Source organism: Neobacillus soli NBRC 102451 (assembly GCF_001591665.1).
Lineage (GTDB): Bacteria > Bacillota > Bacilli > Bacillales > Cytobacillaceae > Neobacillus > Neobacillus soli.
The window spans coordinates 121,563-134,060 of sequence record NZ_BCVI01000021.1 but is presented as its reverse complement, the minus strand read 5'-3'; the positions used below and the strand labels follow the sequence as shown (position 1 = coordinate 134,060).

The window sequence follows — 12,498 nt, the reverse complement described above, 5'->3', positions numbered from 1 at the left end:
TGTTCCTAGCTCTTTTTCAATTGCCGCCGGATCATTTTTGCTGCCATCCAAAATCCTGCTGTTAACGAGAAAGCATCAACCACGATGAGCGCAAATGTGTTTGTATAACCTTTATATACAGAAGTAGCAATTAGGGCTACGGTTAAAACTAACCCGATAACCCGATTGTATGTGACCCGTGTAAAAAGAAGGACTAGCAACCCAGGCATAATAAACGCTGACAAATATCGAAGAACGGTTTCCAAGTGGGTACACCTCATTCATTCATTGCTGATTCTTAATTTTAGAAATTTACTTACATAATTGCAACAAAAAGATTTAAATGAAGCAGCTTAGTTACACGTCCCATGCGGACTTGGGCAGCCATTTGCTGCTTTTTCGACCTGGATGGTGCTGTGTTCTATATGGAATTTGTCATGAAGAATTCGCTGCGATTGTGAGAGAATTTCATCATGGATACCTTCATCAGAGATGGTGATGTGGCAGCTTAATACCGGGTAACCTGAGGTGATCGTCCAAATGTGCAGATCATGGACCTCATTCACGAACGGAATCCTGCCTAGTGCCTCTTTCACTTGATTCATATCAATTTGCGACGGGGCGCCCTCCATTAAAATATGGAAGGAATCTTTTGTTACGCGTAATCCACTGACAAGGATCAGCGCCGCAACAATCACGCTCGCAATCGGATCTGCAATTCCCCACCCGAAAAACATGATGAAGAGTGCGGCGGCAATTGCTCCAACCGACCCCAGCATATCGCCAAGCACATGTAAAAAGGCACTTCTAACATTCAGATTTTCATCCTTGTCACCTTTCATTAGAATCCATGCCGCGATGATGTTTACCAATAACCCTATGACCGAAATCACAAGCATCCCTTTGCTCTGTACCTCCGGGGGGGCAAAAAAGCGCTGGATTGCTTCATAAAAAATAAATAACGAAATCACGATGAGTGTAATCCCATTGAGAGCCGCGGCAATAATTTCAAATCGTTTGTAGCCGTACGTTTTTTCTTGTGAAACTTGTTTTTCGCCAAGCTTGATAGCAAAAAAACTTAAGCCCAGGGCTGCAGCATCACTCAACATATGACCCGCATCAGACAACAGCGCCAAACTGTTCGTTACCAAACCGCCTATAACCTCGACGACCATAAAGGCGGCTATTAAGATAAAGGAGCTTAATAAAGCCTTTTTATTACTTGTATGTGAATGACCATGTGAATGGCCGTGTGAATGTCCATGATGGTGATGACCCATGTTAATCCCCCCAAGAGCCTCGTGATAACAGCTCCATTCTTTATCTAAAACGAAAATATTCTGATTATGAATAGCATTTTCTAATCTTTATCTTTCGATACATAACGCGGAACAGACCTCATTCACAGGTAGAATCCCCTTATTCCTTTACCCGTAAAAGTCGTAAACCGTTTAATGTGACTAGCAATGTAACGCCCATATCGGCAAAAATCGCAATCCACAAGGTTAACCAGCCTGGAATAACGAGCAGAAGAGCCAATAGCTTCACAACAATTGACAACGTGATATTCTGCTTGATGATTTGCAGTGTTTTCCGGCTTAGCTTTATCGTAAACGGAAGCTTTTTGAGATCATCGTTCATTAAAGCAATATCTGCTGTTTCAAGCGCGGTATCCGTTCCAGCCCCGCCCATCGCAATTCCAACCGTAGCGGAAGCAAGTGCGGGTGCATCGTTGACACCATCGCCGACCATCGCTACTCTGCCAAACTGAGCTTTTAACTTTTTAATAAAATCTAACTTATCCTCGGGCAGCAGCTCCGCTTCGATCCTGGTTACGCCAACATGCCGGCCAATCGCTATGGCGGCAGCTTGATTATCTCCTGTTAATAAAATCGTCTGTTCAATTCCAAGTTGATGAAGCCGCTCAATGATGGTTCGGCTGCTTTCGCGCACTTCGTCGGCAACAGCAATCAAGGCGAGGATTTCCTTTTCTGTCCCTGCAATCATCACCGTTTTCCCTTGATTTTGGAGGGAAGTGATTTGATTCATGATCTCAGAGGGAATCCGATTGAACAGCTTTTTATTCCCGACCCGATATTCGGTTCCATTAATGGACCCGATAATGCCTTTCCCAGTCAAAGATGAAAAATCCTCAACTCGGTAATCTATGTTAACATATGCTGCTTTTTTCATAATGGCAGTAGCAAGCGGATGCTGTGACATACTTTCCAGCGCTGAAATTTTTCCAAGCAGATTATCTTCGTCACAAAATTCAATGAAATCCGTTACGGTCGGAACGCCTTTTGTCAGCGTGCCCGTTTTATCAAAAGCAATCGCCTTTATGGAACCAGCTTCCTCTAAAAAATTTCCGCCTTTAATCAGGACACCATTTCTTGCTGCATTGCCAATCGCTGTGACGATGGAAACAGGAGTAGAAATGACGAGAGCACATGGGCAGCCAACCACTAAAACTGCCAGACCCTGATAAATCCATTCCTGCCAGCTTGCCGCGAATAAAACCGGCGGAACCACCGCAACTAAAGCCGCGACACCGATAATGACCGGGGTATAGTACTTCGCAAAACGGTCAACAAACCGTTGTGAGGGGGCCCTTTCACCTTGCGCCTCTTCCACTAAATGAATGATTTTCGCGATGGTCGTGTCATCCACTAGTTTTGTAACTTTAACTTTTAAGAATCCCAAATCATTTAATGTTCCTGCAAATACTTCGTCATCGACAGCTTTTTCCACTGGAACCGATTCACCCGTGATGGCTGCTTGATTGATCGTGGATGAACCTTCAACAATGACCCCATCCATGGCAATCATTTGCCCTGGTTTGACAATCATCATGTCGCCGACTTCAATATCTTCCGCTTTTAGAAAAATTTCTTTGCCGTTCCTGATAATTAGTGCCTCTGCGGGGGCATGCTCCATTAGTGAGCGAATCGAAGCCCTCGCTTTGTCCATCGAGTAACTTTCCAGCACCTCACTTATTGCGAATAAAAGGACAACGACGGCCCCCTCACGCCATTCGCCAATAATCGCCGCACCAATAATAGCAATTGTCATCAGTGTTTTCATATCAAAATCGAGCCGGATTAAATTTTTTAAACCTGTTTTAAAAAGGGGAAATCCTCCTAGTAGAATAGCTGTAGCGAACAGCATGTTTTCGGAAGAAATATAGCCTGCAATCAGGAACAATAATGACAACCCCAGGAATAAATAGCGTTTCCAAAAAGGTTCCTTCGGCGCTTCCGGCTGTTTTTCTTTTTCCGGAAAAATGGTTAACTTTTCAAAGGCACCCGCTTGATTTAATTTTTCTAACGTTGTATCTCCGTAGACTGTTAGCTTTGAAGCCCCAAAATTTACTTTTGCGTCAACAACACCATCCAGGTGCTGTACGTTCTTCTCGAACTTGGCTGCGCAGCTCGTTCAGGAAAAGCCATTAACACGATAGACCTGTTTTTCAATCGCTTCATTCACGGCCGGCCACCTCCTCCAGATGGGCAAATGCGATATGGATTAATTGTTTGACATGATCGTCATCAAGGGAATAATAAGCAAGCTTGCCTTCTCTGCGATATTTGGCGAGGCCAAGGCTTTTTAAATGACGTAAATGATGGGATGCCGTGGCCGTGGTCGATCCAACCACATTTGCAACATCACAAACGCAAAGCTCTTCTTCCAATGTCAGCGCATAGGCGATTTTCATACGCGTTTCATCCGACAAGGCTTTAAAAAGCTTTGCTACTTCAGAGACATTGCTATCTTTTTCAAGCAGTTGTTGAACTCGAGTGGTTTTTTCGTTATCCACACAGGTAATCTCGCAAACATCACGCTCTTTCATATCGTCACCTTCTTCATTCAAATGTTCGTTTGATTATATCGTATTCAAACGGTGGTTTGAATGTCAATCATTTTTGCCTTTTTGGATGGATATTTTTTAATGGAAAAGGTTAAGCACTCCCCTCGGATGATGTAAGTGGTTAATAACAACATTCTTTACGAAAAACAGACAAAAAAGAAGAACCATTATAAAGTGGCTCTTCTCCTTTAAAATCCTAGTTTTGTTGCAAATTCTCTCTATTTTCTTACAGCTGCATCTTTCCCAGCAACCCAGAACGCCGCGGCAAGCGAGGCAATGACAACTAGAACTGGGGCGTAAAAGATTAGGAAATCATGCATGTCTATTCCCCCTATGCGTGTTCATCATTTCTATTCCCCTCCACATACTCTTTGTTAAACAAAAATAGTCTAAGTAGAAGGTACAGCGACGGAATGAGCAAGCCCAGTCCGGCAATAAACGCAACGACCAAAGCAATAGCCATCGATTGGTTCGTAAAGCTATCGTAAAGGGTGAGATATGGATAAAGCAAATAAGGATAATGTGATGCCCCATAGGCTAAAAAGGCAAGCGCGAATTGCCCGACTAATAGCCCGAAAGCCAAGCCGTAGGCACGGCGCTTCCAAATACAATAAACGGTTCCCGCAAATAAAACGACGGACAGTGCAAACAGCCACCAAAGGTCTAGTAAGCGCTGATAATGTTCCGGATTGTGGCCCTTCATTTCAACGATAATCCCCGCAGCTGTGATGATGGCCGGCCCCGCCCATACAAGCGCATATTTACGCAACAACTCCGTTGCCGCCTCGTCTTTGGCATGATTGGCGTACCATGTCAAAAACACGGCTGAAATATATAACACGGCGGTCAGGCTGAGGACGACAATACTCCATGATAAAGGACTAGTGAACAACGCCCAATAATCGAGCACAGGATCCGCTTTTTCCATTGTGACGAAACCGCCCTCTGAAATCGTCAAGACACTCGATAAGGAAGCGGGAATAAATAATCCCGTCAGTCCATATAGAATGGTATACCTTTTGTGTTTAAGCCCGCCATAAGTAGTAAAGGCGTAATACGCCCCACGAATCGCCAGCAGAATAATCGCAATACTGGCCGGGACAAGTAAGGTGGTTCCATAGTAATAGGCTGTTTTTGGAAAAAAACCAACCATGCCGACAAAGAAAAACACTAAAAAGACATTCGTGACTTCCCAAACCGGCGATAAATAGCGGTGAATGATTTTCGTCAATATATGTTGCTTACCTGTCACTGTACTGAAGGCATTAAAAAATCCGGCTCCAAAATCAATCGAAGCGACGATAATATAACCAAAAAGGAACATACCCAATACGCTAATACCAAGGATTTCAAGCGTCATCGAATATCACCTGCTTTCTCGGAAGCTCGGTCTTCCAGCTCCTGTTCCACCGAATTCTTACGAAACATTCGAATGAGAACGACGACACTGCCCACCCCAAGGATGAGATAAAGACAGGCAAACAATAGGAGCATGGTATCAACATGTCCACTGGTTGTGGCCGCATCTTTTGTTCGCAAAATTCCACGTAAAACCCATGGCTGTCGGCCGACTTCGGTTAGCCACCAGCCAGTTTCGATAGCAATAATCGAGAGCGGTCCGCCGAGCACTAGCAGCCAGCGGAACCATTTTGAAACCACAAAACGCCATTTCCGCCAAGTTCCGATTACATACACCAAGGCTAATGCTGTCATCCCCATGCCGATTGTCACCATGGAATCGAACAAGTAATGGATATACAGCGGCGGCACTTCATCCTTCGGAAATTCATTTAAGCCAGTCACTTCGGCATTAGGGACACCGTGCGCTAAAACGCTAAGTGCAGATGGAATCTTCAGCGCATATTTCACTTCGCCGTTATCGAGGACACCGTACAAGATCAGCGGTGCTCCCTTTTCAGACTCAAAATGCCACTCCGCAGCAGCTAATTTTTCCGGCTGGTATTGCGCTAAATATTTTCCGGAGAAATCACCGATCACCGCTGTTGCAATCGAAAAAATCAAGCCGAGTTTCATCATTAAAAATAACGCCTTTTTGTGATACGTATGGTCAGAGCCCTTCAACAAGCGGAAAGCGCCGATGGAGGCAAGTACAAATGCTGATGTCATATAGGCCGTTACTAAGACATGTGCTACCTTTGTCGGCATCGCCGGATTAAACATCGCCACGAGCGGACTGACATTCACTAGTTCCCCGTTAACGAGATCAAAGCCCTGCGGTGCACTCATAAATGCATTGACAATCGTGATAAAAACGGCTGAAAAAGAGGCTCCTATCGCAACGGGGATCAGCAGGAGCAGATGTTTTTTCTGATTTTTAAAGCGATCCCACGTGTATATGTATATGCCTAAAAAAATAGCCTCAAAGAAAAACGCAAAGGTTTCCATAAATAATGGCAGGGCTATTACATTTCCGGCCAGTTCCATAAAGTTTGGCCACAGGAGCGAAAGCTGTAAACCAATAGCCGTCCCGGTCACAACGCCGACTGCCACGGTTATGACAAATCCACGCGTCCACCTTCGTGCCAGTAAAATATAATGTTCATCCTGTTTTTTTATCCCGACCCATTGGGCAATCATGATCATTAGCGGTACACCAACCCCAATGGTTGCATAGATGATGTGGAAAGATAATGTCAGCTCTGTCAGAACACGGCTAAAAAATAATGAATCTCCATTTCCCATTTCAGAGGCCTCCTTTCTTTATCCTGAAAAAATTCGACCGATCATCGAGAGTCCCATGATGGAAGCAACAATAAATGCCAGCCAAATCAGCATCCGTTCCTGTTTTTTATAAATAGGAATCCCCCCTTTATGTTCAGTTTATCACAAACTTTTATCTGCTTCTTCTTTAACGTTCCCAATATAATTCATATTAAAACTATTGCTTCGGAAGCAAGCACACTCAGTTAGCTGATTCCTAGAGTGATTCTTTTAAGAAGAAAACAGTAGGAGAGTATTAATCTTCCTCAACTGCTCCCACCCCATTCCCGCTCTTGCACTTTGTTGCCAAGGTGAACCGTCAAAAATAACGCAAATTTATGCATGCCTAACATGAGAATCCCCGCTATAATTTGGTCATATCTGCTATTGAATGGAGACGGTAGAATATTGATGGAACTTAAGTCTGAGGGTGAAATACAAAGATTGGCAATCATTTGTACGGGAAAAGGATTATTCATTCCACCAATCACGGCATTTAAGATAAATAGGAAACAAGCCGGCATTAAGACAAGCCCGCTCAAAAACGCATACCGTCGATGAAGTCCCCTTACCATTGGCCGCCACATACTAAAAGACATGATGAACAGACCAAATAGATAGCCATTATGAACAAATGAATGTTGAGAAAGAAGCGTTAACACTACTGGCAAATGGTACATCAAGAACAATGCCCCAAAAGCATAGAGGGCAGCCAGCGGGGATAAGATTAATTGGCTAATACCTTTAAATGTTGGGGGAGTCCAAAATTGCTGAAGCAAAGAGGCCGGAATTCCTAATAAAAAAAGTGGCGGGATGATAAAGAATAAAATACTCATTTGGAGCATGTGCAAACTGAATGATAGATGACTTAACGCTGCGAATGGACTGCCAATGGTTACGTATAATATCACTAAACTGAGGAAAAAAAGCTGGGGTTGTTTTTGATAAATTTTTACTTGGGTAAAGGCTAGTAGTAAGAATCCATATAAAACAGCTATACAAATAAGACCGGCTAACAAAGGCGTATTCCACAACCATTGACCTTCAAGCCAAAAATCATAGAACATGAAGTCATCCACCTCCATCTTGGAATCCTTGAAACTAACTTTAGATTTTATGTTTGGTGAAGGGGATTATTACAAAAAAAGGATGCCTAGTTCTGGACTCAGGCATCCCTTTCTATTTTATATATTTATCTTTTTCTACTTAATTGCGTCTTTTTCCAAAGATTGCTTTCTATTTTTTCATAGAATTCAATCAGAAAATCAATGAATCGGTTTATTTTTGTGGAGCGAAGTAATAAGGAATGGGTCGCAAACGCCACGCCAGTCCCAATGACCATTCCGCCCACTACATCTAACGGATAATGAACTCCTGTCCAAACACGTGACAAGGCAATTCCGCCAGCCAATAGGATCCACAACCAGCCGTCGCGTTTTTTCCATATCCAAATGGACACAGCAATCACGAATGCCGCTGTTGCATGGTCACTAGGAAAGGACGCATTTTTCGCATGAGGAATTAACCAATTGACATGATGGGCGACAAACGGTCGATCCCGGTAAAAGAAGTGACCAATTAACACATTTAATGCCAGTGCAATGCAGGCAGCCAGGATCGCCTCGGTGACCATCTTTCGATTCTGCGATTTATGATAAAACCAATAAAGAATAATTCCTGCAAAAAATAAATACTCTGCTTTTTCCGATAAAAAGATCATCAATGGGTTCAAGAATCGCTCACTGATAGCAAAGTGATTGATGGTTTGAAAGATGCCATAATCTAAGTGGGATAACATATTAACCTCCAATTTTTATTCCTTTTTATGCCCCTGCTCTTTGATATACATTAGACCTTCTTACTATTCCTGAAGGGACGCTGCTTGTCTTTTCATCAAGGACCGTTTTTATCAATTCGACCAGTTTTTCCGGTTCTTCGAGCTCAATTCCTTTCTGGTAAGCAGCGATTGCCTGCCCCCAGCACTTCATTTTTTTAGGGTCCTGCAACACACCATCCAATTGTTTTTCCAACGAGGTTTCCTGGTCAAGTTCGAAGACAAGCCCATGGTCCTTTAAATACTGGAGATTTATTTCCTCCTGCCCTGGAAGTGCGGAATGAACAAAAATCGGAAGTCCTTTCTGCATCGCTTCACTAATCGTGACACCGCCCGGCTTTGTCACAATCGCATCAACTTCTTCATAAAGCCTGTTCATTTCTGACCGTGAAGAAAGATAGGGCAATGGTTTGATATGCTCACGCTCCCACGAAAGGATCTCATTATAAAGTTTCTTGTTATTGCCGCAAAGCACCAAATAATCTACGTGTGTGGAGCGTTTTAATTCGTCAGCCAGCTTTAATATCCCGCCCAGTCCGCTATTTCCACCAGATAATAAGATTTTCGGCCGATGATTGTGTTTATTCCGAGAGTCATTTTTGGTAATTTCTTCGTGAACAGGAATACCAGTGACAAACATACGCTGGTTCGGAATCTGATATTTCCTGCTCAGTTTTTCCTTAACCTGCTGGCTTGGAAGAAAATGGGCGTCAATTCCCTCTCTTCCCCAAACATTATTGATAAAGAAATCCGTATAGACGTTAATAACCGGAACATTGCATTTCCCCTTCATTTTTAATTTACTGACAAGGAAGGAAGGGAATCCATGCGTACAAACAATTAAGTCCGGCTTTTCCTCCGCTAACAACTGCTCTGTTTTTTTCAAAAAGAGATGTTGATACAATTTATATGAATGATCTTTTGAGGAAGGCGCGTAAAAAAAACTTTTATAGGCTAGATTATAGGTTTCGGGAGCGTAGCGAATCCAGCTTAAATAGCCATTTGTAATTACTTTCTCCAACGATTTATTCGTATAACTTAATAAGTCAATTTTTTTAACAGTAAGATTATCTGTATGTTTTTTTAATAGATCCATTAATGCCTCAGCGACCTGATGATGTCCTGACTGCATTTGTAAGAGTGGTAAAAACAAAATCTTCTTCATTTGTTCCATCTCCTGTTCTTTTTAGAATTCCTTCCTTAAAAGGGATGGCTTCTAAATATAATAAAGACTATTTAATCATTTTGTCCCTTTTAATGTACCACTCATTTCTTAAAAAACGCGGTTTTTAATTGATTTTTAATCTTATTTTCAGCGTATTTTTGGCCAGATTGTTAAACAGCAAAAAAAGCCCAAAAGGACGATGATCGCTGTCTTTTCAGGCTTGGCTGTTCTATTTAGTTGATTTTAGTCTTTTTTCCTTTTATATACTTAATGATAACATATCCGAAAAAAAGAAATAATAGGACGATTCCTACATAGGGAACATAATCTGGATTGATATTAAATACCTTGCCGGCAAAATAGCCGGCTAAAATAAATGGGAAAGTCCAGAGAAGTGTGCCTAGCAGGGAAAGGACGAAAAACCGCCGAAAGGGAATTTTATTAATCCCGGAAAAATAGGGACTAATCTGCCTGATACCCGGCAAATAAAAGCCAAATACAATCGTTTTACGGACATTTTTTGTATATTTATTACTTACCTTTTCCCAGCGCTCCGTGGTAATCCCGACGTATTTGCCGTATCTTTTGATAAATGGGTACCCCACATATTTTCCGCAAATATAGGCTGTAAGCATGCCAACAAACGCACCGAGACTAGCAGACAACAGCGCCAGTCCTAAGGAGAGTTTGTGATGAACACTCAGCACTCCGATTAAGAAGAGCAGCGATTCCTCTGGAGCGGGAATGCCGACAATCCCAAAGAATAAAAATAGAAAAATAACAAAGTAACCATACAATGTAATATAATTGACAAGCGTGTCTATATTCATATTGTCCTCATTGGTAAACATCTTTTAATGTGATAAATTTTGTTTCTTTAGTTACGTTTTCCTGTAAATAGATTTCTAAGCACTTAAGCATATAATAGGGGGCCTCTTGATCCGCACCCAGTGTTTCCCCACAGTCATGAAGCAAAAGAATAGAACCGGGTTCTGTCGCTGCCAGCAATTGTTCAAGTAGACCATTTTTGCCTTTTGCCACCTTCCAATCCCCGAAAATATGCGACCAAATGATCACTTTATAGCGCTTGCCAAGCAGGAGGCTGAATAGATTAAAATGGCCCCATGGCGGCCGGTAAAACCTGACCTTTTGCAGCACACATTCCCTGATCGCCTGCTCTGTCTGCTGCAGTTGTTTTTTCAATTGAATCGGGGAAAGAATCCAACTAGAAATATGCTCAAAGTGATGGATGCCAACCGTATGTCCCTCTGCGCTCATCCGTTTAATGATATCTGGATTGGCTAGCACCTTGCTGCCGACCACAAAAAAAGTGGCCTTCACATCAAACTTTTTCAAAAGATCAAGCAATTGTGGCGTATATTCTGGATTAGGACCATCATCAAACGTGATTGCAATGGCCTCACTTTTTATCCTTTTCGTTATCCCCCATCCGCTGGCACGAATCAGTACCGTTGGCAAAATCGCATAGACTAGAATTACAATCAATAAAAGAAGCAGACTAATGATGATTATTTTGATCACTGCACAAACAGTTCCTTTCCGTCTTTCCTTTTCGGTAAGAACAACGCCACCTCTGTTCCTACTCCTTCCGTACTTTTTACTTTAATTTCCCCGTAATGCTGCTTGATGATATTCTTGGCAATGGACAGCCCTAGCCCTGTGCCGCCGGTCTCCCGGCTTCTAGCCTTATCGATCCGGTAAAATCGTTCAAAAATATTTTCTATTTCACCTGCCGGAATACCAATCCCGTAATCTTTTACCAAAATGATCGTAAATTCTTCCTTGTCCTCAAGATATACATCTATTTTATCCTTACTGTATTTGATAGCATTATCAATTAAAATAATGATTGCCTGTTTTAGCTTAAGTTCATCTGCTATCACAGAAATGGAAGTTTCTTTATAATGGAGAACAATTTCCCGCTTATATGCTGATTGAAGCTGCTTGAATAAATTCTTGCATAGTGCCCCAATATTAATTAATTTCGGCTCTAAAAGATCTTCTAATTCGGTATCGGCTAGATCGAGAAACCGCTCCGTCATTTTTTGAATCCTAGTGGCCTCTGAATGTATCGATTCAATCGCATCATGGGCCACCTCTTCATTTTGTAACCCCCGTCTTAACAGAAGATCCGCATAACTTTTGATGACTGTGAGCGGGGTCTTTAATTCATGTGAAGCGTCAGAGATAAATTGCCTCTGTTTTTCCAGATTGGCCTCTAGTCTTTCAATCATCCGATTAAAGGTGACAGCCATCTTTTGCAATTCATCCTTTGTTTCATGTTCAATAACAATCTTTTTGGGGATACCACTTTGCTCAATATCCTCCATCGTGTTAATCATATTCGAGATTGGCCGCATAATCAGATTGGACAACCACCTGCCGCCGAGCAGAGATAATACTGCACCAAGGATCGTACAAAAGGTTAGAATCGATAATAACACGTCCTTACCTAATTCCAGGCCTACTAATTTCTTCCCAAACTCTAGTGTTCCAACAACATCTCCGTTTGAATGGATTGGCACCCTGACAATGGCAATTTGTTCTTCTTGTTTCTTCAGTCTAATAGTAAGCCTTTCTGTTTCTTTGTGACTGGCGGATTTCGCTTTCACTTTTGCGGCCAGGTCCTTATCATTCGTTACTTGGATCACCTTTTTTGAATCCGAGTGCATGATCCTTATAAATGAATGGTTCGCTAAGTATGGGGTGAATGTGTCTTTCATTTCGACTGGGGAGTCTTCTTTGTTGATTTCCTTTATTAACTGATCTGCCTTTTGAAGGAGTTCATCATCTTCCATATTCACAGTGATTTTCATAAATGAAAAAAAGACAACCGCATTCACCGCAATTAATACACAAAGGATCCACGCGGTTGTAATCAGATTTATTTTTGTGGTAATCTTCATTGGC

The 12,498-nt window shown here is 42.2% G+C and carries 13 protein-coding genes; all 13 read right to left on the bottom strand.

Annotated features, from left to right (window positions below; translation table 11 throughout):
• Nucleotides 1-5: 5 nt before the first annotated feature.
• A complete protein-coding gene (locus BSO02S_RS08840) occupies nucleotides 6-260 on the bottom strand; it encodes a CsbA family protein (protein WP_066065541.1) in 255 nt (84 codons plus the stop codon).
• Nucleotides 261-332: 72 nt separating this feature from the next.
• A complete protein-coding gene (locus BSO02S_RS08835) occupies nucleotides 333-1,259 on the bottom strand; it encodes a cation diffusion facilitator family transporter (RefSeq protein WP_066065538.1) in 927 nt (308 codons plus the stop codon).
• A 139-nt stretch (nucleotides 1,260-1,398) separates the two neighbouring features.
• Nucleotides 1,399-3,465, bottom strand: a complete 2,067-nt coding sequence (locus tag BSO02S_RS08830; RefSeq protein ID WP_084374962.1) for a heavy metal translocating P-type ATPase — start codon at nucleotides 3,463-3,465, stop codon at nucleotides 1,399-1,401.
• Nucleotides 3,458-3,829 carry an ArsR/SmtB family transcription factor gene (locus BSO02S_RS08825; RefSeq protein WP_066065531.1) on the bottom strand — a complete coding sequence of 124 codons (372 nt, stop codon included), beginning with the start codon at nucleotides 3,827-3,829 and terminating at the stop codon, nucleotides 3,458-3,460. The genes BSO02S_RS08830 and BSO02S_RS08825 overlap by 8 nt, the downstream gene beginning before the upstream one ends.
• Nucleotides 3,830-4,065: 236 nt before the next feature.
• Complete coding sequence (cydS, locus tag BSO02S_RS28630; protein WP_425320373.1) at nucleotides 4,066-4,167, bottom strand: cytochrome bd oxidase small subunit CydS family protein; 102 nt, start codon at nucleotides 4,165-4,167, stop codon at nucleotides 4,066-4,068.
• Nucleotides 4,168-4,178: 11 nt separating this feature from the next.
• On the bottom strand, nucleotides 4,179-5,207 hold the full coding sequence (locus tag BSO02S_RS08820; RefSeq protein ID WP_066065528.1) for a cytochrome d ubiquinol oxidase subunit II: 1,029 nt from the start codon (nucleotides 5,205-5,207) through the stop codon (nucleotides 4,179-4,181).
• A complete protein-coding gene (locus tag BSO02S_RS08815; protein WP_066065525.1) occupies nucleotides 5,204-6,550 on the bottom strand; it encodes a cytochrome ubiquinol oxidase subunit I in 1,347 nt (448 codons plus the stop codon). The genes BSO02S_RS08820 and BSO02S_RS08815 overlap by 4 nt, the downstream gene beginning before the upstream one ends.
• 284 nt (nucleotides 6,551-6,834) lie before the next feature.
• Nucleotides 6,835-7,635, bottom strand: coding sequence for a cytochrome c oxidase assembly protein (locus BSO02S_RS08810; protein WP_066065522.1), 801 nt, complete (start codon nucleotides 7,633-7,635; stop codon nucleotides 6,835-6,837).
• Between the two features lie 125 nt (nucleotides 7,636-7,760).
• Nucleotides 7,761-8,366 (bottom strand): undecaprenyl-diphosphatase, encoded by a 606-nt coding sequence (locus BSO02S_RS08805; RefSeq protein WP_066065520.1) that lies wholly within the window; start codon nucleotides 8,364-8,366, stop codon nucleotides 7,761-7,763.
• 25 nt (nucleotides 8,367-8,391) lie between these two features.
• Nucleotides 8,392-9,567 (bottom strand): MGDG synthase family glycosyltransferase, encoded by a 1,176-nt coding sequence (locus BSO02S_RS08800; protein ID WP_066065517.1) that lies wholly within the window; start codon nucleotides 9,565-9,567, stop codon nucleotides 8,392-8,394.
• 233 nt (nucleotides 9,568-9,800) lie between these two features.
• Complete coding sequence (locus tag BSO02S_RS08795; protein WP_066065514.1) at nucleotides 9,801-10,397, bottom strand: DedA family protein; 597 nt, start codon at nucleotides 10,395-10,397, stop codon at nucleotides 9,801-9,803.
• A 7-nt stretch (nucleotides 10,398-10,404) separates the two neighbouring features.
• Nucleotides 10,405-11,109, bottom strand: a complete 705-nt coding sequence (locus BSO02S_RS08790) for a polysaccharide deacetylase family protein (protein WP_235846894.1) — start codon at nucleotides 11,107-11,109, stop codon at nucleotides 10,405-10,407.
• On the bottom strand, nucleotides 11,106-12,494 hold the full coding sequence (locus BSO02S_RS08785) for a sensor histidine kinase (protein WP_066065511.1): 1,389 nt from the start codon (nucleotides 12,492-12,494) through the stop codon (nucleotides 11,106-11,108). Before BSO02S_RS08785 ends, BSO02S_RS08790 begins: the two co-directional genes overlap by 4 nt.
• Nucleotides 12,495-12,498 lie beyond the last annotated feature (4 nt).